Here is a 22407-nt window from a genome sequence, read left to right on the forward strand (position 1 = left end):
GATCGCTCCTCAACTCGCGTGCCGGAAGTCGGGCCAGGCGGTCTTCCACGAAGTCCGCGGTCCTGAGCAGACCGTGACGGGCAGGCCCTGCTCCTCGTTCGCGACGCCGGTCCCGTGGTCGATGGCCCCGGCGGATTCGCAGCGCGTGAAGCGCAGCCGCAACCGCTCCGGCGGCAACCCCACGGCGACCACCGTCTGCGCCGTTTCCGGCGGTGGGCCCTGGAACCACAGCTCGTTGTGGCCGCTGTAGACGGGAATGTCCGGCGCGAACCGGTCCAGCGCGCCGGCTTCGCCGTAGTTCGCGGTGAGCACGACCGTTCCGGACGGCAGCGTTCGGTACACCCCGGCCACCTGGGCGGCGAAGCGCGGCCAGCCCACGGACTCCCTGGACACCTCGTTGGGCGAGGAGCCGAGCGCCGACAGCGGGAGCAGCGGCAGCGCCACGGCGATCCCGAGGACCGAGGTGCCGAGCAGTCCCCACCACACCAGCCGACGCCGGGCGACCCGGCTCTCCGTCCACGCGGCGGCGGGCACGCAGCCGGCCACGAAGGCGAAGATCAGGCTCCCGGCGACATAGTCCGCCCGTCCTCCCGACGCCCAGCCGAGCAGGATCGTCACCAGGGACGCGATGGCCAGCGGCCGGGTCTCCGGCCGCCCGCGCAGCCAGAGCCACCCGGCGACGGCGATCGCGAAGGCTCCTATGCTGAGCAGCACCACCAGCATGGGCACGAACATGATCCGGTTCACGGATTCGCTGAGCGTGGCGGCCATGGTGAGCTGGGGCCAGCCGTTGGTGGCCTGGTAGAGCAGGTTCGGCGAGGCGATGAGCGCGGCCAGGAGCGCCCCGGACCAGAACCACCTGTCGCTGAAGACGGCACGCGGCCCCTTCACCGCCATGCCGACCGTGATGAGCAGCCCGGTGGCCAGCCCCGTGATCAGCAGGACGATGAGGTGCTTGTTGAACGTGGCGGCTCCCGCGACGGCGCCGGCCGCCAGCCACCATCGCCCGTCGCCGCGCAGCAGGGCACGCAGCACGCACAGGATGCAGGCCGTCCAGAACACGAAGTCGGCCGACTGGGTCAGCAGGGTGTGCCCGGCGAGCAGGGGGAACATGCCGGTGCCGAGGCCGGCGGCGGCGAGCGTCTGCGCGTTCGCGCGGCCGCCGAGCTCCCGCGTGATCGCGGCACCGAGGAGGATCAGCAGGCCCGCGCACAGCGCGGGGACGACCCGCAGTCCGACGATGGTGTCCCCGAACAGCCCCGTGGACAGCCGCGCGAGGAGCGGGGTCAGCGGGGGCTGGTCGAAGTACCCCCAGGCGGGAGTCTGGCCGAGCATGCGGAAGTAGAGCTCGTCGCGGTGGTAACCGTACCACGGGCTCAGCGTCAGCAAGGTGACCACGACGACGCCCGCGATGGGACCGATGGTCCGCCAGGCGATCGCCGGGAGCGAGGGAGCGGTGTTCCGGAGTCGGGGGGCTTGAAGAAGCATGCCTCCACGGTTTCCGATGGCCCGCTGTCTGTCGTCTGGCCGGGAACAGAACCTGGGGTCAGACCTCAGGCATAGGCGGCGACTCCCCGGGGCGGACGACACCGTGGTCGAACGCGAAGACGACCGCCGCGGCCCGGTCGCGCACCGCCAGCTTCGTGAAGATCCGGCCGATGTGGGTCTTGATCGTGCCCTCGCCGATCACGAGGCGGTGGGCGATCTCGGCGTTCGTGAGCCCCCGGCCGATGAGCTTGAGCACGTCGAGTTCGCGGGCGGTGAGGTCGCCGAGCCGCCGGACCGCGTCGGGGTCGGTCACCGGATCCGCGCGGTAACGCCGCAGGACCCGCCCGCAGACGGCGGGGTCCAACCAGCCGTCGCCCGCCGCCACCGCGCGTACGGCCCGCTGAATGTCCTCGGCCGGAGCGTCCTTGAGGCAGAACCCTGACGCGCCGGCCCGCAGAGCCGCCGCCAGAATGTTGTCCTCGCCGAACGTGGTCAGCACCAGGATGCGGGACGCCGGATCCGCGGCCAGCAGCGCGCGGGTGGCCTCGACCCCGTCCATGCGCGGCATGCGAATGTCCATGACCACGGCGTCGGGCCGGACGCGCGCGACCTCCGCCAGCGCGGCCTGGCCGTCGGCCGCCTCGCCGACCACGTCGAACCCGTACGGCTGGCGCAGGATCGTCCGCAGCCCTGCCCTGGCGAGCTCCTGGTCGTCGACGAGCACCACCGAGATCATGCGGGCAGCTCCGTCCGTACGACCCACCGGTCGTTCTCGACGCCGGCGGTGACGTGGCCGCCGACCATGCGCACCCTGTCGGCCATCGCGCGAAGTCCCATGCCGCCATTGTGCCGAGGTGGGCTGCCGGGCAGGGAATTGGTGACCGTGGCCCGTACGGCGCCTTCCTCCGATATGCGCAGCCGTACCTCGACGGAACTCCGCGGCGCGTGGCGGCTCGCGTTGGCCAGTGCCTCCTGCATCAGCCGGTAGAGCACCATCCCGGTCGTCGGGCTCACCACCGTCAGCTCACCGTCGACGCTCGACGCGAGTTCCAGGCCTGCCGTCCGGTATTCCTCGAAGAGCTCGGGTAGCCGGGGCGCGGTGGGCTGGGGGGCGACCACGGCCGGGTCGGAGCCTTCTTCGGCGAGAACGCGGACCACCTTTCGCAGCTCCGCCATGCTCTGCCGGGCCAGGCGCTCGGCCTCGGCGATCCCCGCCGCCGCTTCCCCGGGATCGTGCTCGAGCGCCAGCCGCGCACCCCCCAGATGCAGCACCGTCACGGCGAGCGTGTGCGCGACGATGTCGTGCAGATCGGCGGCGAGCCGCTGCCGTTCGGCCAGGGCGGCGGCAGCGGCGGCGCTGCTCTCCGCGCGGTGCAGCCGCTCGCCGACCTCGATACGGTAGCGCGCGGCCCAGCCGCTCCAGAAGACGAGCGTCACGGCGGCCAGCCAGTTGGGCCACCCGGGGTCCGGCGTGGTGAACGCAGCCGCGACCACCACGGCAAGCGAGGCGAGCCACATGGCGATGCCCGGCCAGAGCCGCAGGTTCAGCGCGACGAACGCGATGTAGATCACCAGGACGAACCAGCCGATGCTGTTGACCGCGAGCCCCGTGAGCGCCGCTATGGCCACGGGGGCCAGGAGACCGGCCACCTCGGCGAGCCGGCCCGACGCCGTACGCACCATGACGAGACAGAGAACGATGAAGGCGCCCCCTCCGGCGAACGGCCACCCGCAGCCGCAGCCACGCGTGATCGTCTGCGCCCACGACAGCCCGACCAGCAGCATCAGCAGCCCGAGGCCGGCCGGTAACAGCCAGCGGGAAGTCACCACCACCCGCCCATCGTAGGAACCACCGGTTCGGCACACATCCACCCGGAGTGCTACCCGCCATCTGCCCACGGTCAGAGGACAGAGGCCCCTGGCGAGCACGCCCGCGGGCGATCGGCAGCCGAGACTCAGGAACTCGCAGTCATCGAGTAAGGCCGTAATGCCGTGCGAGCCGTGGAAGGCGACGGACGAACTCTGCCTCGTCGCCGAAGTCCCATTCCTCGTCGTCGGGCTCCGCGTGGTAGGTCAGGAAGGGAAACTTTCTGCGGACGCCTCGCGCGCGAACGGCATCGCCCAGGCTGTCCACTTCCAGACCGGTCGCCTGCCTGTAGGGATCGAAGGTGACGTAGGCGAAGGACTCGAATTCGGGGTCGTCCTCGCGCGGCCATACCTCTCGCCGGATACGGGTGACCCGCTTCAGACGGAACCTGCCGTCTCCGGACCAGGTCGTCCGCTCATGAGAGAAGTTCCGCATCAGCTCGAACAGGCGCTGCACCTCCGGCAGCTCGAGGATCCGGTCAGGACAGTCGGCGACTTTCTCGAAGGCATCGCGGCCGAGGCTGATGAGCCAGTTCACGAAGTACTCGAAGCCGTCGGACGACCCGAACCCGGTGACGGTCCAGAACACCGCGTACATGTCCCACGTGCAGGCGCGGTTGGCCGAGGTCGAGAACCAGACGTCGTAGTCCACGATCTCGTCGACGGACAGCCCGGAGAGGTGATCCTTGAGCCAGGCCACGCGCGCTTGCCGCGTGCCGGTCTCGCGGGCCGAGCGCTCGACCAGTTCCCAGAATCCGCCGATGTCCACAAGCCGTGATCATGACATTCCCCGGCCCTCCTGCCTAGCGATCATCACGGCCTCTTGCTGCCGACCTGCTTGAGGAGTCGGCGGGCCATGACACGGCGCTGGATCCGGTGGTGCCCTCGTTCGGACCAGGACTCTCGGTGGTGGCGGGGAGCTCACCGTCGCGAGCCGGGTGTCCGGGCCGCCGGGGCGTGCGCGCCTGGCCGACTGGCGCCCCACACGCCTGCGGTCAGCGTCGGCGTTCTTGTCAAAGGCGTTCGAGTTCTTCGGCGCGGCGCAGGTCCTTGGGGCGTCCCAGGGCTCGGCGCATCAGGATGAGGTCGTCCCGGCGCAGGTAACGCACCCGCAGACCGTCCGTGTCGACGGCGGTCAGTGCCCGGTCGAGCAAGGGGCGTACCGGCAGTGTTCCCCACGGCAGGGCGGGCGTGCAGCAGTCGCCGCTCACCTGCGGGGAGTCGAACTGCACCTTGGGCCGCAGGAACGCCTGCGGCCTGGGCAGGATGGGGCGATGTTCGTCGTCCAGCAACGTGCAGCCGGCGGCGGCGAAGGCGTGTGCCAGGGCGCCGGCCTGCTCCGGTGCTCCGCCCCACAGCAGGTCGAGGTCCCCGGTCAGCTCCGTTGAGCCGTGCAGGATCCCGGCGACCTGGCCGATCACCACGGCCCGTGCTCCGGCCGCGTCCAGAGCCCGCAGCAGCGGGAAGGGGTCGAAACGCTGCGCGCTGTCGGTCGCGAGGCTGCCGGCGACGGGATCGGCGTCATCGTGGGTGCGACCGGTGGCGGGGCGGCTGCGGGTCAGGGCCCTGGTGCGGTCGACGGCCTCGTGCAGCAGCTCCAGCGGTCCACGGTTCACCGCTTCATCCAACACCACGCGTACGACCGTGATCAATCTCGGCGCCGACGGCCGTGAGGTACGGACTCCCCGCCCAACCGCGATTGACCCCACGCGACCGCGCACGCCACGACCGGTCACCGTCAGGCAGCGCGGCTCGGGTGCCCGCCGGGACCGCCTCCTGCCCGCCGCAGAAGTGCATGGGACCGGCGATGTGCCACCTCGAGCACTGCGCCGGGCGCGCCGAACGGCTCTACGGCCATGCCGCCTTCCGGGAGATCGACGAGGTCGCGTTCGCGCCGCCGTTCACCTTCGATCATGAGGACTGCGTGCAGATCCTCACCGGCATCGCCACCGAGCTCGGCCGGCGGTCCCGGCATTAGAGGGCCGGCACGCCGGCCCGGGTCCGGACCACCGTTCCGCTGACCGGCTGTGGGTTGCGGATCAGGTTGAGGATGGGGCACACCCGCTCGACCTCGGCGTGCAGGTTCGCCAGCTCCTCGTCCGAGGCGGGCGAGTCGATCAGCACCTCATAGGTGAAGTTGTGTGGGTACACGGGAATGTCGCCGTCGCCCGGCTGCTGGGCCCGGGGGTCGTATTCGGCCTGTACGTCCACTTCCAGCGCGTCGATCGGCACCGCCAGCTCGGCCGCCTTGATCAGGAAGATGTGCGTGACGCAGCTGCCCAGAACGCCGGCTTGCAGCTCGGGCGAGGTAGGGCCGAGGTCGTAGCCGGCGAAGTCGGACCCGCTGTCGCTGATGATCTGGAAGTCCCTGATCCTGATGCGCCGGATCCCGCTGCGGCCTTCGGCGGTGACGTGGGCATGCAGCGGAACCGGCCCGGCGGCGGGTGCCTGCCGGCGGGCCAGCAGGGCGGTGCGTTTGTGTGACAGGTACTCGCGTAGGGTGCTCATGGTCTTTCTCGTCTGATCAGCGCTGGTCACGGGACCGAGCGGGGTCGAGCGGGTGTCGAGCGGGGTGTCGAGCGGGGTGTCGAGCGGGGTGTCGAGCGGGGTGTCGATGACGGCGCGCGGCGCCGGTTCGGTCCTGGTGGGATGTCGAGCCGGATACCGCCGGATGGACCTGCTCGCGCGTCATCGGCCCCGCCCGTGCGGGGAGTCCCAGGCGGCGGGCAGCCCCTCGATCGTCTCCCTGAACGCCGGCCGCTGGTACAGGTCGCGCGCGTACGGCCACAGGTGCTCGAAGTCGGTCAGCGTCCGCTCGCTGATGAGGTCGCCGCGGTTGTACTCGGAGTCGAACCTGGCCAGCGTCACCCACAGCCGCACGTCCGCCTCGGTGATCGTGTCGCCGGCCAGGAACCGCTGCCCGGACAGGCGCTCGTCCAGTCGTTCCAGAGCCGCGACGACGCGGTGGCGCTCGCTTTCGCGGTCTTCCTCGGTGGCGGCGCGGGCCACCCGGGAGACGCCGGCGTTGATGTCGTAGTAGATCCAGCCGTTGAGTTTGTTGATCTCCGGGCGGAGCGAGTCCGGGTAGAGGTCGATGGAGGTGTCGGCCCACTGCTCGAACTGGGTGGCCAGGTCGATGGTGATGTCGGGGAAGTTGTTGCTGACGATCCGGCCCGTCCGCCGGTCCCAGAGCACGGGGACCGAGATGTGGCCGCCGTACGCGTGCTCGGTGGCCTCGTAGGCCTGCTCCAGCAGGGTGAAGCCGTTGACCGGATCGGGGCCGCGGCGCTCCCTGAACGCCCAGCCGCGGCCGTCGCGCTCGTCGTCGACGTACGACAGCGAGACCACGTCCTCCAGGCCCTTGAGCTTGCGGACGATGGCGGCGCGCTGGGCGTACGGGCAGACCCAGGCGACGTAGAGGTGGTAGCGGCCGGGCTCGGCGCGGAATCCGCTGGAGCCGTCGGCGCTGACGCGGCCCTGGAAGGGATAGATCGGGCGGTTCCAGTCCGGCGAGAGGTGCAGGCGGCCGGGGCCGTAATGACCGTACGCGGCGTGGTCGACGGGACTTGCGTAGACCGGCGTCTGGGTGATGGACACGGGCTCTCCGGGTTTCAAGAGTTATTTCCTACTCGACTTATAGGGTACTTGATATCCTATACTTCTGGTAGGAAAATGGGGCTACTTTGACGAGCGCCAGGAGGAACACGGTGTCCCTGCCTGATTTCCTGATCGCCGGTGTGCCCAAAGCAGGGACGACGGCCTTGCACAGCGCGCTGCAGCAGCACCCGGAGCTCTATCTGTCCACCGTCAAGGAGCCGAAGTTCTTCCTGACCGACGGCCCGCCGCCCGCCAGAGGCGGTCCCGGCGACGCCGCCACCTATCAGGAGCACGTCTGGCGGCGCGCGGACTACGAGGCGCTGTTCGCCGAGGCGCCCCCGGGCACCCTCACCGGCGAGTCCACGCCTTTCTATCTCTACGACCTGGCCGCCCAGCGGCGCATCCACGCCGCCGTCCCCGGCGTCAGGCTCATCGTCACGCTGCGCGACCCGGTCGAGCGGGCCCACTCCAACTGGACGCATCTGTGGTCGGCCGGGCTGGAGCCGATCGGCGACCTGGTACGCGCGTGCGAGGCCGAGCAGCGGCGGATCGCCGACGGGTGGGGGCACTTCTGGCACTATGTCGGGCTCGGCCGGTACGGCGAACAGCTGGAGCAGCTGTTCGGCCTCTTCCCCCAGGACCAGGTGCTGATCTTCCGTTACCGGGACCTCGTCGACCGGCCCGCCGCCACGCTGGATCGGATCTGCGCCTTCCTCGGCGTACGCGAAGGGGTGCTCACCGAGGTTCCCCGGGAGAACGTGACGGCGCACCCGGCCGCGGGGGCCCGGCACCTCATGCTGTCCACGCTGCGCCGGCGCCTGCCCACCGCCCTGACCGAGCCGGTCGAGGCCCTGCTCCAGCGCCGCGGCCCGGCCCGGCGGCCCCTGTCCTGGGAGCAGCGCCGGCGGCTCATCCCCTACTTCGCCGACGACATCCGGCTGCTCCAGCGTGTCACCGGCGAGGACTTCAGCGACTGGCTCCGCCCCCGCGAGCGCTCCGGCGGGCTGGTCGGCGCCCGGCCACCGGGCCAGCGGCAGTCGCGTAACGGCCGCCGGTCCTGATCACCGCAGCTCGGTACGCAACTCGTGGGCGCCGTCCGGGCGGGTGAACTCGTAGTACAGCCGGACCCCGCCACCCGGCAGGTCCACGAGCTCCAGGTAACGCAGGCCCCGGCCGCGATACGGCGACTCGGCCGCAGGGGCCTCGCCCAGCGCGGTCAGCACGGCCGGGTCCGTGCCGGCGGCGATGCCGGTCCGCTCCTCGTAGTTCTCCGCCGCACTCGCCCGCCCGTCGTAGAACGCCACCACGCGGTCGCCGTCGAAGCGCACCGCGCTGATCCGGACGCCGCGCGCGTCCCACAGCCCGGGCCGGCCGCTCAGCGCCGTGCCGTGCCAGGTCCACTCCAGGCCGTCGGCGCTGGTGGCGTAGTCCGTGACCATCTGGTCGGCCTCGTCGGGGTCGGCGAGCGGGTGGCAGGAGGCCCACAGGTGCCAGACACCGTCGCGCCGTACGATCACCGTGTCCTTCACTCCGGTCTTCGGGTCGCCCGGCAGGACGGTGACCCGCGAGCGCGCGTCGAACGCCGCCGGGTCGGCCGCCTCGAGCACCTCCACCCGCCAGTGCTTGGTGCCGGTGGTGGCGCAGCTCAGGTACAGCCGCCAGCGCCCGTCCGGCAGGCGTACCAGCGCGGGCCGCTCCAGGGACTCGGCGTCCATCTGCTCACGGGTGACGGTGGCCAGCGTCTCGAAGCGCTCGCCGTCCGCCGAGCGGGCGACCACGACGGCGTACCCGCGTCCCTGCCCGACCGGGCGGCGCAGGCGGTAGGCGAGGTAGATCAGCCCGTCCGCGGCCACCGCGCTGGGCGCGCCCGCCCAGTACCCCTCCCCCGCGACCGGCGGCCCGACCGCGACCACGGCGCGATCGGGGTCGGGGAGCAGGGTGGCGTTCTCGTCGATCGACATGTCCGCGACACTAGGCGACGGCTCGGGGCTGGGCACGGACGATGACCTTCCTTTGAACGTTTCCTCGGTGGCCGCCGTCACGCCTCGGCGGCATCGGTGAACGCCGACCGGCGCCACCAGGGCCGCCGCGGCGCGGAGGGCTGCTCCTCCTGCTCGAGCTCGGCCTCGTCGTCCGGGAGGTCGTACCAGTGCCTATCCCCCGGGAGGTCCGTGCGGACGGCCACGTCGCGGTCCTCGTTCATGCCGGTAATGTACGATCACACGTCGCGGATAGTCAACTTTCCCTACTCGCTTTACAGGAATCCATGCAGATCCTTGACGAAGGCGAGCGGGCCCTGCGCGGGGCGGTCGGCGACGTCGAACTGCGGGTCGTAGCCACTGGCCAGGTAGAGGCGCACGGCCTCGGGCTGGCGCGGCCCGGTGGTCAGGTAGATCCGGCCGTACCCGCGGCGCAGCGCTTCCCGCTCCAGCTCGCGTACGACGAGGCGGCCGAGCCCTTCGCGGCGGTGGCGCGGGTGCGTCCACACGCGCTTGACCTCGGCGGTCGCCGCGTCGTAGCGGCGGAACGCGCCGCCGGCCACGGTCTCGCCGCCGGACACCACGATCAGGAACGCCCCGTACGGCGGCGCGAACTCGGACTCCGGATACCTCGCCAGCTCGTCGTTGGGCCCGTACCGGGAGGTGTACTCCAGTTGCAGCCCGGCCAGCAGCGGCGCGGCGGCCGGGTCCGACATGGGGACGAGCCGCACCTCCGCGGTGAGCTCGCTCATGACTCCTGCCGAGGCAGGCCGGGCGGGTTGATCTGCGACTCGGGGATCGCCTCGTTGCCCAGGCCCCACCGGTCGAGCACCTCCTTGTACTTACCGTTCTCGATCACGGTGTTGAGCGCCTCGTTGAGCGGCTTGACCAGGCCGTTGTCCTTCTTGGTCATGGCCGCGATGAGTCCTTGCAGGTCCGGGCCCGCGCCGGAGAAGGTGCCGACGATCCTGGAGCCGCCGCTGACGGCGATGTTGTAGGCGATGGTGGGGTTCGGGCCGAAGTACGCCTGGACGCGGCCGGACTTGAGCCCCAGCAGCACGTCGCTGTACTTCTCGTAGTAGAGGATCTCGACCGGTTTCAGCCCGGCGGCCCTGTTCTGCTTGTCCCAGTCGAGCAGGATCTTCTCCTGGTTCGTGCCCGACCCGACCGAGACGCGCAGCCCGGCGATGTCGGCCGGCTTGGCGATCTGCTTGATCGGGCTGTTGCCGGGGACCTGCCAGCCGAGCTGGTCGACCCGGTACGTCGCGAAGTCGTAGGTGTCCTTGCGCTCCTCGGTGACCGTGACGTTGTTGAAGACCACCTCGTCCTTGCCGGACTTGGCGGCCAGGAAGAGGTTCTCCCACGAGCTGATCCGCGGGGAGATCTCCAGGCCCAGCACGTCGGCCACGAGCTGGGCGAGGTCGGTCTCCACGCCGATCAGGGTGGTGTCGTCGTCGGCGCGGAACACCAGAGGCGCCGCGCCCTGGCCGCTGAAGCCCACCGCGAGCTTGCCGTCGGCGGCGATGTCCTTGGGCACCTGGGCCGCGATCGCGTTCACCTTGTCGGCCCGTACCCGGTTCTGGTCAGGGCTGAGGTTGATCTTCTTGCCCGCCACCACGGGGGCGGCGGTGGCCGACGGGGCGGTGACGGCGGGCTCGGCGCCGCAGGCGGCGGTCAGGAGGAGGAGCGCGGGCACGGCGAGGGCCCGCGCGAGCGAAGCGCGCATGTCATGGTGTCCTTCGGGATCAGAGAACCTTGCTGAGGAAGGTGCGGGTACGTTCGTGGGCGGGGGCGTCCAGGAGTTGTGCGGGCGGTCCGAGCTCGACGATGCGGCCGGCGTCCATGAAGGCCACGATGTCGGCCACCTCCCGGGCGAACCCGATCTCGTGGGTGACCACGATCATCGTGGTGCCGCCGCGGGCGAGGTCCTTGATGACGTCCAGCACCTCGCCCACCAGTTCGGGGTCCAGCGCCGAGGTCGGCTCGTCGAACAGCAGCAGCTTGGGCTCCAGAGCGAGCGCCCTGGCGATGGCGACCCGCTGCTGCTGCCCGCCCGACAGCGTGCGTGGGTAGGCGTCGGCCTTGTCCGCCAACCCCACCCGGGCCAGCAGCCGTTCGGCCAGCGGCGCCACCTCGGCCCGCGGCCGGCCCTGGGCCGACAGCGGCGCCTCCATGAGGTTCTGCCTGACGGTGAGGTGCGGGAACAGGTTGAACGACTGGAAGACGAACCCGATCTGGGTGCGCTGGCGCAGCACCTCGCGTTCCGGCAACTCGTACAGGCGGTCGCCGGCCTGCCGGTAGCCGAGCAACTGGCCATCGACGCGGACCGAGCCGCGGTCCACCTTCTCCAGGTGGTTGATCGTCCGCAGGAGCGTGGACTTCCCCGACCCCGAGGGGCCCAGGATCACCAGCACCTGACCCTGGCGGACGTCCAGGTCCACTCCGCGCAGCACGTGCAGGGCGCCGAAGCTCTTGTGCACGCCGCGTAACCTCACCATGGCGCTCATCCGCGCCCCCTGCCGTAGTGCCGCTCCACGTAGTACTGCACGATCGACAGGGCGGTGGTCAGGATGAGGTACCAGATGGCCGCGACCAGCAGCAGCGCCATGACCCTGCCGTTGCGGTTGTAGATCACCTGCACCTGGTAGAACAGCTCCGGCAGCGCCATGATGTAGACGACCGAGGTGCCCTTGACCAGGCCGATGATCTCGTTGCCCGCGGTGGGCACGATGGTTCGCATGGCCTGCGGCAGGATGATCCTGAAGAGCCGCCGCGCCGGCGGCAACCCCAGGGCGGCCGCCGCCTCCCGCTGCCCGTGGTCCACCGACAGCAGGCCGCCGCGGACGATCTCGGCGGCGTACGCGGCCTGGTGCAGCGCCAGCCCGAGCGCCGCCGCGGTCAGCGGCCCGATCAGGTCCATCGTGCCGAAGTCGAAGAACGCCGGCCCGAACGGCACGCCCACCGACAGCCTGGGGTAGAGCAGCGCGAGGTTGTACCAGAACAGCAGTTGCAGGATGAGCGGCACCGACCGGAACAGCCACACGTATGCCCAGGCCACCGACGACAGCAGCCGGTTGGGCGAGAGCCGCATCAGCGCCAGCAGCGTGCCCAGCACGAACCCGAGCACGATGCCCAGCGCGGTCAGCTCCAGCGTGAGCAGCACCGAGCGCACCACCGACGGCGCGAACAGGTACTGCCCGACGATGGGCCACTCCCACGCGGGGTTGGTGATCAGGGCGCTGGCGACCATGGCGAGTAGGACGAGCACGCCTGCCGCGGCCAGCCACCGCAGCGGGTACCGGGCCGTGACCACCTCCAGGGGTCGCTCCGCGTCCTGGCGCGAAACCTCCTGCACCTCGGGCAACGTCACGAGCCGCCTCCACTTCTGATCACGAAATCACTCCTCTGGAGAGGGGGGTCGATGGACGAGATCTCGTGATCAGCGACACTGCGCACTGGCGACGTGGCCGTGGTCCACGTGCGGGCGCCGGGTCAGGTTCGCGGCCTGGCTCATGCCCACGAAGCTACGAGCCGGATCACCTAAAGTCAACATTTCCTACTGGATATACATAGTTATCCGCCGCCCCACACTGCGGGCGAGGCCGCGCTGGAAGCCCTCATCGGCGCGTCCACCCATCCCCCACCGGCGCGCTGAGGTCGGCGAGCCGCAACGCCACCCACGGATAGCGTTGGCCGTTCGGACATCTTGACATTTCAGCCGTCTGGTGTTTCTGCATAATACAAATGGACGTAAGTTACGCGCTTCGGACTCAAGTTATTTGATCTTATGATTTCCGTGTACTTTCGCTCTATCTTAGGTACGCGAACGTGCCCCACCAGGAGGGACGTCATGGACGTACGCGTATCGATCGAAGATGAAGAAGATTCACGCCACCTGGAGTCGTTGCGCCACTGGATCGGAGGCACGGCCGAGCTGAAAGGCCGTGTCAATGACGTGACGGCCCCGCCACCTCCCGGCACTTTGGGGCCGTTTCTGGAAAGCATTGTCGTTGCTCTTAGTTCTGGTGCGGCGGGCACCGCATTCGCTTCTGCTCTGCTGTCCTGGGTACGGCAACAAAGCGGCGCGGTCAAGGTTCGAGTAGACCTGCCCGACGGGCATCAAATCCATGTCGACGCGACTCAGGTCAAAGCACTTTCGCCCGCGGAATTGCGGGAGCAAGTGGAGTCGGTCCTGCGTGAACTCCGCGAAGCGGAGGAGAAACACGATCAGGGGCGGACGACGGATGAGTGACCTGTCGGGTGAGGGTGTGCGGGTCCTGTTGATCGGCACCGCCGACCACAGTGGCTCTCAGCTGCCGGCGGTGCCCGCCGTCGAACGGACCATCACCGCACTACGGGACCGCCTGGTGAACAGGTGTGGTGTGCCGGACGAGCATATTCGCCTGCTGCTGAATCCGCCCGATGCCTTGGCCATCGGATCCGCAGTGACCGAAGAGGCAAAAAAGGCCAAGACCATACTGCTGGTCTACTACATCGGCCACGGGCTCTGGAGCTCGGAAGGACAGCTCTATCTGGCAGCGTCTTCCACCAGCACGCTCACGCCTGGCCTCGCAGAACTCCAGGCCTACTCGACATCGATGTTGCGGCAGGCCATCGCCGGCTCGCCGACCGCCTCGACCGTGGTCGTCCTGGACTGCTGCTTCTCCGGACGCACGGACCTGGGGTCTTGGGCACCGGAATCAGTCTTTCAGCCGTCCCCGACCCATGGGTTGTACCTCCTCGGTTCCGCCGAACAACTCGCGCTGGCACCGGAAGACCAGGAATGCACCACATTCACCGGTGACCTGATCTCGCTGCTGGACAACGGCGATCCCCTCGCCGGTAATTTCCTGACCCTTGACGACGCCTACCATTTCATCCTCCGCAGAATGTGGGAGAGAAGCGGCCCGCTGCCGCACCGGCAGGAAGGAGGACGAAGCGGCCATATCATCCTGTCGTCAAATCGATCCGCTTCACCAGAGCTCTCTCCCATGCAGAAGGAGGCCCAGTTACCGGGGCGCAGCCCTTATCTGAGCCTCCAGCCGTTCGGCGAGGAGGACTCGAAGATCTTCCACGGACGCGACGAGCTGACTTCCGCGATTCTCAAGAAGATCGCCGATCGGCTGAGCACTGCCGGGGTCATGCTGTTGGTCGGCGCGTCAGGCAGTGGAAAGAGTTCGCTGCTGCAGGCCGGCCTGCTCGCGAGAATGCGTCGTGGAGATCTCAACATATCCGGCACCAGCGGCTGGCCCTGCATCAGCATGACCCCGGGATCGTCTCCCGTTCAAGCGCTGGCCGCGCGACTGGCCCCTGATGACCCGGCAGCCTTCAATCGGGTGTTCTCCGACCCCGAGCACTCCTGCCGCCTGGCCACAGATCTGCTCGCCGACCGCCCGGGCGTGCGCCTGATCCTCCTGGTCGACCAACTGGAAGAGATATTCACTCTGTGCGAGGACGAAGGACTGCGTAGCAGGTTCATTCGCTGCATGCACGCCATGACCCTTCCTGATCCCCGGACCGGTCGGCCTCCGGCAGTCGTCATCGGCGCACTCCGCGCGGATTTCTACAGCCAGGCGACCCGGCATCCGGAACTGTCCGCTGCCCTTCAGGACAGGCAATTCGTGATCGAGCCGATGAAGCCGCCAGAGCTGCGTGCGGCCATCGAGCAACCTGCGACGATGCTGGGCCTGGAACTGGATGAAGGGCTGGCGGATCTGGTCCTGCACGAACTAGGCGCCTTTCGCCCACAAGGTCCTGAACCCGGATCTCTGCCGCTGCTCTCACACTCGCTCTGGGAGACGTGGAAACGTCGGGAGGGCAGACGGCTGACAGTGCGAGGCTACCGGGAGAGCGGGGGCATAGAGCGGGCGATCGAGCGATCAGCTGATGACACCTACCAGGCGCTCACCCTTTCGGCGCAGTTGGCCACGCAGAGCATCATGCTCAGGCTCATCAAAATCAGTGGCGATGTCGCGAACATCGACACCGAGCCGATCGTCACAGCGCGACCCGTGAACCAGGGCGACCTATTACGAGGCCTGGATCCCGAAGCTGCATTGCAGTCCGTGAAGGCGCTGGACGCGGCCCGATTGATCACTACCGATCGAGAGATCGTCCGTATCAGCCACGAGAGGCTGCTGCAGGCCTGGCCGCTCCTTCAGGACCTGGTGAAGGAGAATCGAGAATGGCTGATCCTGCGCGACGAGCTCGCCGCGGACGCGAAAGCGTGGACGGTCGACCGTGATCCCTCTCTGCTCTACCGGGGCGGGCGGCTCGACGCGGTCAGGGAACGGGTGGCCAAGGCGATCGACCACCACCAGCTCGAATCGAGCTCGGAGCAGTTCTTCGAGGCGTCCGTCACCTACGAACGGCAACGCGGCAGAATCAGGCGCGGTGCGATAGCGGCGCTGGTCGTACTCACGCTCATCGCTTCGACGGGCGCGTTCGTGGCATGGTCACAGAGCAGGGCGGCACAGCGCCAGGCACAGGTGGCGACCGCCCGAAGCATGGTCGCCGGCGCGGAGGCGGTCCGGGAGTCCGACCCGCGCCTGGCGCTGCAACTGGGGGTCGCCGCGTACCGGCTGGACCCCAATCGAGCCACGAATGCGAGCCTGTTGCAGACTTTGACGACCTCGCGCTACGAAGGCACCATTCTCGACTTCAAGGGTCGTGTGGAATCTGTGGCGATGTCACCCAAGGACGCCGTCATGGCCAGCGGCGACGACAATGCCACGCTCAAACTCTGGGATGTTTCCGATCCACACCGTCCGCAATTGATCGGCCCGCCTCTCACCACGTTCAAGGACGTGGTATCCGCACTGGCCTGGCGGCCCGATGGCAAGATGCTGGTCGTCGGAGACCGGGATTCCGTGTCGTTCTGGGACATGTCGACCCGGGACAAGCCAAGGAAGCTGGGCCAGATCCCTGGGCTCGGCAGCAATGTGACCGACATCGTCTGGGCGGCCGACGGGCAGAAACTCGTGGTCGGCAATCCAGCCAATGCCGCGCTCCTACAGGTTCGGCCCGACGGGGATCTGAAGGTCGCCGCCAACTTCAGATCTCGAGCAGGGAGTCATGACAACCCGCCTCTGGCGATGTCAGCGGATGGCCGCCTGCTGGCGGTCGCGGACGGCAGCTCACAGAAAATGCAATTGTGGGACGTGGCCGACCCACAAGCCGCACATCGACTCGGGAAACCCATTCCGGCCCCGTCCTCACTTATCAGCGATCTAGCCTTCTCGCCCGATGGCGACCTCTTGGTGATGGCGACCGAGGACGTCGGCCTGACCATCTGGAATCTGACGGATCCAGCGTCACCGCGAAAGGTCAGCGACACGACGTCGGCCACCAACCAGACCGACAAGATCACATCCATGACCTTCACGCCGGACGGCACGCGCCTGATTTGCAGCAGCCAGGACGGCACGGTTCAAATATTGAAGTTTCCGGTCGGCGTCAAGCTTTCCGAGCAAAGATTCCTGGCCCCCGATCGAACCGACATTCCACTTACCGGCCACCGTGGGCCGGTTCTCGGAATATCGCTGTCCAAGGACGGATCGCTGCTGGCCACCGCCGGACAGGACGGTTCGGTGATGCTGTGGGACATGTCGGACGCCAGGACTCGCCCCCATCTCCTGGGTGTTCCCTTGCCCGGGCAGCAGAAATTGCCGGGAAGCGCTCTGGGACCGACCTCGGCGACGCTGTCCGCTGGAGGCGACTTCCTGGCCGACGGCGCGGAGAACGGTCAGGCCATGCTGTGGGATGTCGGCGACCCAGGCAAGCCGGTGGCTCTGCCGACGATCAGGTTCTGGACGCCACCGGACAAGAACTCCGAAGGCGGTCCGTACGCTTCGGCCCTCTCGGCGGACGGACGCTTCCTTGCCACGCCGAGCGGCCCAGGCGACTTCGGTGTCAAGATTTGGAAAGCCTCCGGGCGGAGCGGCTTCGTACCACTGCCCACCGCGGTTTCCGGGCACACGGGCACTGTCGTGTCCCTCGCCTGGAGCGCTGACGGGGCCATGCTTGCCAGCGCGGACGTGCGTGGCGCGGTGCGTCTCACCGACATGCGGAGGGTGGAGACTCCTGCCGAGTTGGTGACGATCCACCATGGAGGCGAACTCAGGGATGTCCTGCTGGCTTCGAGCAAGCCGATTCTGGTCAGTGTGGGCGTGGATGACAGTGCCAAGATCTGGGATATCTCCAATCCTCGTTCGCCGCGGCAGGTCGGGACCGTTCCCACCGGCCTCATCGGTTCCTTCCGTTCATCGGTCGGCCTCTCGGCTGATGGGCGATTCTTTGTCGTCGGACACACCACCGCTTCGTTCAGCCTGTGGGATATCAGTACGCCGGAAGCGCCAAGGAAGATCGTCACCGGCCTGACCGGGAAGGTCGGACCCGTCTCCGCGGTGGCCTTTTCGAAGAATGCCGACCTGTTGGCCACGGGAAGTGTGGACGGCAGCATCATCCTGTGGGACATCTCCGATATCGGGCGTGTTCATCGGATAGGGCCGGCCATGGACACCAACGAACTGCTGGTTGTTTCCCTGGTCTTCCTGCCCGGAGACGGAACTCTTGTCGCGCACACGAACTCCTCGTTCTCGTTGTGGGACGTCTCCATGGTCGGACGGGTGCGCGACAACGTCGCGCAGTTGGCGTGCGAGAGGTTGAACGGCGAAGGAATGACGCGCGCGCTCTGGTCTTCCTACGCTCCGGAACTGCCATATCCCAGCAGATGCTGAAGAGCGCGCTGTCATCTCGGGGACGGGGCAGTGCCGCCAGGGCCATGTTCCTCGACCGTGCCCCCGAGTTTCCTGCTCAGTTCCTGCATGAAGGACTTGGACTTGGCCGACAGCGCCCATCGATCGCCGACGAGGTAGAGGCCGCCGTACATCTCGGCGTAGTCAAGCCACTCACGCTGGCCTTCAACCGTGACGAAGTCAAGGAACACGTACGGAATCCCGTCGCTGGTGCATTCCCCTTGTCGGTAGTCCAGTGCCTTGAGGGTGATCTCGGCGGTGCAGCCGATGGCGGCCGCCAGTTGCTCCACGGTGTACGTGCGGGGTGCGTTCCCCCCGGAGGCGGCAGTGCTCCCGGCCGATTCGGGCCCATCGGCCTGTATACCGCATCCGGTGAGCGTGAGCGCCGAGGCGATGGCCAGCGACAGGACGAGGCCGCCGTGATCTCGCCTCCTGATGGCGCCGGTCAGACGCGCCACAGCCGCCGGCGCGGCGCCTTGAGCGCGCCGCGGGCGGGAGAAGCCAGCCATGATGTTGCCCTTTCTCGCACCTGATGTGGTCTTGCTCCTGACGATGAGGACGGCGTGGCCAGTCGCCCGGCCACGCCTTGCTCAATTCAGGGTCAGCGGCAGCGTCTGCCGCTGTTGATGCAGTCGACGACCCGCCCCATCTGCTGCTCATTCATCAGGTTGATGAAGTCGCTATGGTCGGTGACCGGCTTGTGCAGTTCCTCGGGAAAGGTGTCGACGGCGAAATTGGGGCCCTGCGGCACGTTGTAGACGAGCCGGTGCTCCAGCGCGGGAATGGGCTGGAAGCCCTGCGGGCAACTGCCGTCGGCCTGCGGGAAAGTGACATGGGTGCGGTGATTGGCGCTGTCGACGTTCTGGCCGTCCCAGCAGCTCTGGAAATCGAAGACCCGCACCAGCCTGCTACCTCGCGGGCAGAGCGGGTACTTGTCCGTCAATTGGCGGTTCTCGAAGCCGGTGCAGGTCCACCCGGCGTTGGCTTCGGCTCCCCCGACCCGGGCGTTGCCGGTGATGATGCGCAGGAACTGCGGAGCCGCCACCACCTTGCCGGTCGGGTTGCCCTTGAAGGTGATCTGCACCGAGACCGGGGTGAGGATTCTGCCGACGTTCAGGTCAAGCCCGCCGCCTCGCCGGTTGGCGTCGAATTCCTCCTGCCCCAGTGCCCTCAGCACGGGCCAGTAGTGCGTGGACTTGTCGCCGTTGCGGCAGGTGGTACTGGCCGCCAGCAGGCTCTCATTGGTGGACTGGTTGTTGGTGGACTCGTTCCCCACGTAGTCGTGCGTGTGCTGCGCGCCGTTGGACACGCCGGGGGCCACGATGACGTTGTCAGAGTTGAAGATGCGCTTCTCGTTGCGTCCGCAGTCCACGCTGAAGGTCCCATTGGAGCCGTCCTGCTGCGTGCGGGGCGTTCTCACATTCGGTTGTACAGAACGGATGTCAACGAAGTCCTCCGGAACGGGTCCCCTGGCCTGGCCTCCGCCGTTCCCATTGTTCCCGTTGTTCTCGCCGTCTCCGCCATCTCCGTTGTTCCCGTTGTTTCCGCCGTTCCCGTTGCCCGGATTGCCGTTCCGAAGCTCACATGTCGCCAGGGTTCGGAGGCTGGGCGGTGCTTGGGCGCCGGCGCGCTGGAAGGCGATCTGGATCCGTTGAAGGGCCGCCGTCCGCTTGTCACGCAACGGTCCGAGGATCGCATTCTGGACGAAATTCGGGCCGCCCTGCCCCGCCGAGCCTGCCAGCCGCCGATTCGCCTCAGCGATCTGGCTCTCCAACTGCTGCAGATTCCGCTCAACCTCCGCCTGAGCGCGAGCGGGGACTTGGCCTAGCCTGTCCGCCACATCAGGACAGGAGATTTGACCAGCGGCACCACCATTGCCCTGGTCGCCGTTGCCCTGATCGCCGTTGTTGTTCCCAGCCTCATCGTCCTGCACAGTGCAGCCGGCCAAGCCCTGGAGGCCGGTCGGTGCTTGGGCGCCGGCGCGCTGGAAGGCGATCTGGATCCGTTGAAGGGCCGCCGTCCGCTTGTCACGCAACGGCCCGAGGATCGCATTCTGAACGAAGTCCGGGCCGCCCTGCCCCGCCGAGCCTGCCAGCCGCCGATTCGCCTCAGCGATCTGGCTCTCCAACTGCTGCAGATTCCGCTCAACCTCCGCCTGAGCGCGAGCGGGGACTTGGCCCAGCCTGTCCACGACAGAAGGGCAGGAGATGGCCGGCGCGAAAACCGTTCCGGACGCCCCGCTTGCCGCCGCATTTGCAGCGCCGGCCGTGAGACCGCTGCTCATGACAGCCAGGGCCGTGAGCATACCCGCCGTCCTTCGGCGGACGCGGGAACGATGTCGATGTCTCATAAATCCCTCTCTCCGTCTGTAGATGCGGCCTGGCCTTGAGAGTCATCAGGCGGCATTCACAAAGGGGGTCGCGGCCGTCGTCAGAACGAGATACGCGCGCCCGACGCTTCAAGTTCGACATCACGTAGAAGTTGGTTGGACGTGTATGGCCGCGCTTGCGGCCAGCCCGCATTGGGTGGCAGGGCGATCGGCTCGTGATCACGCCGCTGTGCAGGGCCGCCTGCGAAGTCGTTCGGACGCACTGATGATCGACGTCGGGGTGGGAACCGTTCGTGATCGCCGACCAGGCGGTGGGCGGTCTCCAGCAGCCGGGCTGCCGCTCATGTGCAGGGTCGCCTACGCCGCCACCGTCCGTGCCGATGATCAGGAGAAGCGCCGCGCATCCGACCGCCGCTACCTGGGCGTGATGCTGCCGGGCGGACCTACCGGCTTTCGCGAGCACGCGCATGCACTCGCCCCGGAGCGGGTCATGCGGAGGGTTCCAGATGCTCGCCGAGGAACTGCAGCGTCGACTCGTGCAGCCGGGTGCGGTGGGGAACGGTGCTCCATCCGTGGTCGGCTCCGGGGACGACTTCCAGTTCGGCGTTGCCGCCGTAGTGGTCGAGATAGCGGCGAGCGTAGGCGACAGGGGCGATGTCGTCCTTGTCACCATGGATGATGCGCACCGGCCCGGCATAACCGCAGGACCGGCCATAGACGTCGAGCCCGGCGATGTCCTCGACGAGGGCGGGGCTCATGCGGTGGCTGTCGGCGTCGAAATAGCCCTTGTCCCTGATCTCGGCGGCGATGTCGCGGCCTTTGAGGTAGCCCGAGCCCACTTCGAAGGGGGCGACCGCGGCCGGCGACCACAGGCACGCGGCCCGGATTCCGGGTTCCTCGGCGGCGACGATGCCCGCGACGACGCCGCCCATGCTCATCCCGACCAGGGCCACACGCTCGGGATCGGCGAAGTCGAAGGTACGGACGGCCCGCACGACCGACCTGGTTTCGGCTATTTCGTTGGTGATGGTGACGTCGAAGAAATCTCCGTCGCTTTCCCCGTGCCCGGACAGGTCGAACCGGACCGACGCGATACCGACGCTCTCCAGCAGCCGCGCCATGAGGACGAAGGAACGATTCTCCATACGGTTGTTGGAGAACCCGTGGACGAACACCACCGTGGGCCTGCGGACGGTGGCCTGGTCCTCAGGAATGTGCACGCTGGAGCGCAGGGTCAGCCCTCGGTGCTGGAACTCGTGGTGGTGAATCATCAGGCAGCCTTTCCGGATACGCACCGCCCCCAGGTCATGTCATCCCTTGATGGCGCCGGCGGTCATGCCGGCGACGATCTTGCGGTTGAAGAAGATGAAGAGCAGCAGCGGCGGGATCGTGATGAGCACGATGTCCATGAACAGCAGGTTCCACTGGGTGTTGTACTGGCTCTGGAAGTTGTAGAGGGTCACCTGCACGGTGGCGTTGTCGTCGCCGGGGGTGAAGTAGAGCGGGTTGACGAAGTCGTTGAAGATGGCCACCGAGCTGGTCAGGACCACGGTGATGGTGACCGGCTTGAGCAGGGGGAAGATCACCCGGAAGAAGAGCGCGAGCCCGCTGCAGCCGTCGATCTGGGCGGCCTCGTCCAGCTCGCGCGGGATGGCCGCGATGAACGCCCGGAAGAGCAGCACCGCGTACGACAGCCCGAAGGCCACCTCCACCAGGATCAGCCCGGGCAATGTCTTGAACAGTCCCAATCCCTGCAACAGCCAGATCGTGGGCACGATCGCCGGTGGGATGATCAGGCCGGCCAGCACCAGGAAGTCGGCGACCCTGCCGACCTTCCCCACCCTGCGTTGCAACACGAACGCGGCCATGGAGGCGAACACGACGATCAGCGCGACCGAGGTGACGGTGAGGATCGTGGAGTTCAGGTACGCGCGCAGCAGCACGTAGTCGCGGGCCTCGATCACGTCCACGAAGTTCTGCACGATCGGCCAGTTGGCCGGCCAGGCGAAGTCCAGGTCGGTGGCCTGCGTCTGGTCCTTGACCGCGGTCAGCAGCATGAGCGCGAACGGGATCAGGAAGATCACCCCGGCCAGCACCAGCGCGATCGCCTCGGCACCGAGCCTTCTCAGCGCGGTCATGCGGGCACCTGCCTTTTGCCGAGGAAGTAGTTGAGCGGGACGACGATGGCGGTGACCACGACGAACAGCAGCACGTTGCCGGCGGTGGACAGGCCGAAGAAGCCGGCCTGGTACTGCTTGTAGATGATCGAGGCGATGGTGTCGCTGGTGAAGCCGGGCCCGCCGCGCGTCATCGTCCAGATCAGGTCGAAGGAGCGCAGGCCGCCGATGAACGACAGGATGATCACCGAGTACGTGGCCGGCCAGGACAGCGG

General features: G+C 68.0%; 21 protein-coding genes and 1 pseudogene. 4 read left to right on the forward strand and 18 right to left on the reverse strand.

All coding sequences use genetic code 11. The features are described 5' to 3' along the window. Window positions 1-9: 9 nt before the first annotated feature. From ABZX61_RS57165 to ABZX61_RS57185, 5 genes are all read right to left on the reverse strand, one after another. Window positions 10-1488, reverse strand: coding sequence for a glycosyltransferase family 39 protein (locus ABZX61_RS57165; RefSeq protein WP_355209437.1), 1479 nt, complete (start codon window positions 1486-1488; stop codon window positions 10-12). A 58-nt stretch (window positions 1489-1546) separates the two neighbouring features. Continuing rightward, window positions 1547-2224, reverse strand: a complete 678-nt coding sequence (locus tag ABZX61_RS57170; RefSeq protein ID WP_350734042.1) for a response regulator transcription factor — start codon at window positions 2222-2224, stop codon at window positions 1547-1549. After that, window positions 2221-3321: a histidine kinase gene (locus ABZX61_RS57175; protein ID WP_355209440.1), complete on the reverse strand. Its 1101-nt coding sequence runs from the start codon at window positions 3319-3321 to the stop codon at window positions 2221-2223. The genes ABZX61_RS57170 and ABZX61_RS57175 overlap by 4 nt, the downstream gene beginning before the upstream one ends. 136 nt (window positions 3322-3457) lie before the next feature. Then, complete coding sequence (locus ABZX61_RS57180) at window positions 3458-4123, reverse strand: DUF4240 domain-containing protein (RefSeq protein ID WP_355209443.1); 666 nt, start codon at window positions 4121-4123, stop codon at window positions 3458-3460. A 244-nt stretch (window positions 4124-4367) separates the two neighbouring features. After that, window positions 4368-4970, reverse strand: coding sequence for a hypothetical protein (locus ABZX61_RS57185; RefSeq protein ID WP_355209446.1), 603 nt, complete (start codon window positions 4968-4970; stop codon window positions 4368-4370). Between the two features lie 191 nt (window positions 4971-5161). On the opposite strand from ABZX61_RS57185, the gene ABZX61_RS57190 reads away from it, so the two are divergent. Then, window positions 5162-5332: a hypothetical protein gene (locus ABZX61_RS57190; protein ID WP_355209449.1), complete on the forward strand. Its 171-nt coding sequence runs from the start codon at window positions 5162-5164 to the stop codon at window positions 5330-5332. Here the strand turns inward: ABZX61_RS57190 and ABZX61_RS57195 are convergent. Both ABZX61_RS57195 and ABZX61_RS57200 read right to left on the reverse strand, forming a co-directional pair. Further along, entirely contained in the window at window positions 5329-5862 is a 534-nt protein-coding gene (locus ABZX61_RS57195) for an OsmC family protein (protein ID WP_355209452.1), read from the reverse strand. The genes ABZX61_RS57190 and ABZX61_RS57195 overlap by 4 nt on opposite strands. A 180-nt stretch (window positions 5863-6042) precedes the next feature. Beyond that, window positions 6043-6951 carry a glutathione S-transferase C-terminal domain-containing protein gene (locus ABZX61_RS57200; protein WP_355209454.1) on the reverse strand — a complete coding sequence of 303 codons (909 nt, stop codon included), beginning with the start codon at window positions 6949-6951 and terminating at the stop codon, window positions 6043-6045. A 110-nt stretch (window positions 6952-7061) separates the two neighbouring features. Here ABZX61_RS57200 and ABZX61_RS57205 point away from each other — a divergent pair, with 110 nt between their 5' ends. Then, window positions 7062-8012: a sulfotransferase gene (locus tag ABZX61_RS57205; RefSeq protein ID WP_355209456.1), complete on the forward strand. Its 951-nt coding sequence runs from the start codon at window positions 7062-7064 to the stop codon at window positions 8010-8012. On the opposite strand, the gene ABZX61_RS57210 is transcribed toward ABZX61_RS57205, so the two are convergent. The 6 genes from ABZX61_RS57210 to ABZX61_RS57235 form a co-directional block, all read right to left on the reverse strand. Continuing rightward, window positions 8013-8912 carry a hypothetical protein gene (locus ABZX61_RS57210; protein WP_355209458.1) on the reverse strand — a complete coding sequence of 300 codons (900 nt, stop codon included), beginning with the start codon at window positions 8910-8912 and terminating at the stop codon, window positions 8013-8015. It abuts the gene before it with no gap. A gap of 77 nt (window positions 8913-8989) precedes the next feature. Continuing rightward, window positions 8990-9154, reverse strand: coding sequence for a hypothetical protein (locus ABZX61_RS57215; RefSeq protein WP_355209460.1), 165 nt, complete (start codon window positions 9152-9154; stop codon window positions 8990-8992). A 51-nt stretch (window positions 9155-9205) separates the two neighbouring features. After that, complete coding sequence (locus ABZX61_RS57220; RefSeq protein ID WP_355209462.1) at window positions 9206-9682, reverse strand: GNAT family N-acetyltransferase; 477 nt, start codon at window positions 9680-9682, stop codon at window positions 9206-9208. After that, window positions 9679-10656, reverse strand: coding sequence for an ABC transporter substrate-binding protein (locus tag ABZX61_RS57225; protein WP_355209464.1), 978 nt, complete (start codon window positions 10654-10656; stop codon window positions 9679-9681). Before ABZX61_RS57225 ends, ABZX61_RS57220 begins: the two co-directional genes overlap by 4 nt. A 19-nt stretch (window positions 10657-10675) precedes the next feature. Beyond that, on the reverse strand, window positions 10676-11437 hold the full coding sequence (locus tag ABZX61_RS57230; protein WP_350734023.1) for an amino acid ABC transporter ATP-binding protein: 762 nt from the start codon (window positions 11435-11437) through the stop codon (window positions 10676-10678). Next, window positions 11434-12300, reverse strand: coding sequence for an amino acid ABC transporter permease (locus tag ABZX61_RS57235; RefSeq protein WP_355209466.1), 867 nt, complete (start codon window positions 12298-12300; stop codon window positions 11434-11436). The genes ABZX61_RS57230 and ABZX61_RS57235 overlap by 4 nt, the downstream gene beginning before the upstream one ends. A 480-nt stretch (window positions 12301-12780) precedes the next feature. On the opposite strand from ABZX61_RS57235, the gene ABZX61_RS57240 reads away from it, so the two are divergent. Then, window positions 12781-13182, forward strand: coding sequence for a hypothetical protein (locus tag ABZX61_RS57240; RefSeq protein WP_350734019.1), 402 nt, complete (start codon window positions 12781-12783; stop codon window positions 13180-13182). Beyond that, a complete protein-coding gene (locus tag ABZX61_RS57245; RefSeq protein ID WP_355209469.1) occupies window positions 13175-17668 on the forward strand; it encodes a hypothetical protein in 4494 nt (1497 codons plus the stop codon). The genes ABZX61_RS57240 and ABZX61_RS57245 overlap by 8 nt, the downstream gene beginning before the upstream one ends. Window positions 17669-17679: 11 nt before the next feature. Here ABZX61_RS57245 and ABZX61_RS57250 read toward each other — a convergent pair whose 3' ends face one another. The 5 genes and pseudogenes from ABZX61_RS57250 to ABZX61_RS57270 all read right to left on the reverse strand — a co-directional run. Beyond that, a complete protein-coding gene (locus tag ABZX61_RS57250) occupies window positions 17680-18195 on the reverse strand; it encodes a hypothetical protein (RefSeq protein ID WP_355209472.1) in 516 nt (171 codons plus the stop codon). 92 nt (window positions 18196-18287) lie between these two features. Then, entirely contained in the window at window positions 18288-19991 is a 1704-nt protein-coding gene (locus tag ABZX61_RS57255; protein WP_355209475.1) for a DUF1996 domain-containing protein, read from the reverse strand. A 512-nt stretch (window positions 19992-20503) separates the two neighbouring features. Then, complete coding sequence (locus tag ABZX61_RS57260) at window positions 20504-21310, reverse strand: alpha/beta fold hydrolase (protein ID WP_355209478.1); 807 nt, start codon at window positions 21308-21310, stop codon at window positions 20504-20506. A 15-nt stretch (window positions 21311-21325) separates the two neighbouring features. Beyond that, the gene (locus ABZX61_RS57265) at window positions 21326-22153 is read right to left on the reverse strand and encodes a carbohydrate ABC transporter permease (RefSeq protein ID WP_355209481.1); all 828 of its coding nucleotides are present in this window, start codon (window positions 22151-22153) and stop codon (window positions 21326-21328) included. Beyond that, window positions 22150-22407, reverse strand: a pseudogene (locus ABZX61_RS57270) (sugar ABC transporter permease); the annotation flags it as partial. The gene ABZX61_RS57265 and the pseudogene ABZX61_RS57270, both read right to left, overlap by 4 nt.

Source organism: Nonomuraea sp. NPDC003709, from assembly GCF_040610775.1.
Lineage (GTDB): Bacteria > Actinomycetota > Actinomycetes > Streptosporangiales > Streptosporangiaceae > Nonomuraea > Nonomuraea angiospora_A.

Coding starts and splice junctions, on each gene's coding strand:
- ABZX61_RS57165 (WP_355209437.1), bottom strand. CDS start 1,488: ATGCTTCTTCAAGCCCCCCGACTCCGGAACACCGCTCCCTCGCTCCCG.
- ABZX61_RS57170 (WP_350734042.1), bottom strand. CDS start 2,224: ATGATCTCGGTGGTGCTCGTCGACGACCAGGAGCTCGCCAGGGCAGGG.
- ABZX61_RS57190 (WP_355209449.1), top strand. CDS start 5,162: ATGTGCCACCTCGAGCACTGCGCCGGGCGCGCCGAACGGCTCTACGGC.
- ABZX61_RS57195 (WP_355209452.1), bottom strand. CDS start 5,862: ATGAGCACCCTACGCGAGTACCTGTCACACAAACGCACCGCCCTGCTG.
- ABZX61_RS57210 (WP_355209458.1), bottom strand. CDS start 8,912: ATGTCGATCGACGAGAACGCCACCCTGCTCCCCGACCCCGATCGCGCC.
- ABZX61_RS57215 (WP_355209460.1), bottom strand. CDS start 9,154: ATGAACGAGGACCGCGACGTGGCCGTCCGCACGGACCTCCCGGGGGAT.
- ABZX61_RS57220 (WP_355209462.1), bottom strand. CDS start 9,682: ATGAGCGAGCTCACCGCGGAGGTGCGGCTCGTCCCCATGTCGGACCCG.
- ABZX61_RS57225 (WP_355209464.1), bottom strand. CDS start 10,656: ATGCGCGCTTCGCTCGCGCGGGCCCTCGCCGTGCCCGCGCTCCTCCTC.
- ABZX61_RS57230 (WP_350734023.1), bottom strand. CDS start 11,437: ATGAGCGCCATGGTGAGGTTACGCGGCGTGCACAAGAGCTTCGGCGCC.
- ABZX61_RS57240 (WP_350734019.1), top strand. CDS start 12,781: ATGGACGTACGCGTATCGATCGAAGATGAAGAAGATTCACGCCACCTG.
- ABZX61_RS57245 (WP_355209469.1), top strand. CDS start 13,175: ATGAGTGACCTGTCGGGTGAGGGTGTGCGGGTCCTGTTGATCGGCACC.
- ABZX61_RS57250 (WP_355209472.1), bottom strand. CDS start 18,195: ATGGCTGGCTTCTCCCGCCCGCGGCGCGCTCAAGGCGCCGCGCCGGCG.
- ABZX61_RS57255 (WP_355209475.1), bottom strand. CDS start 19,991: ATGCTCACGGCCCTGGCTGTCATGAGCAGCGGTCTCACGGCCGGCGCT.
- ABZX61_RS57265 (WP_355209481.1), bottom strand. CDS start 22,153: ATGACCGCGCTGAGAAGGCTCGGTGCCGAGGCGATCGCGCTGGTGCTG.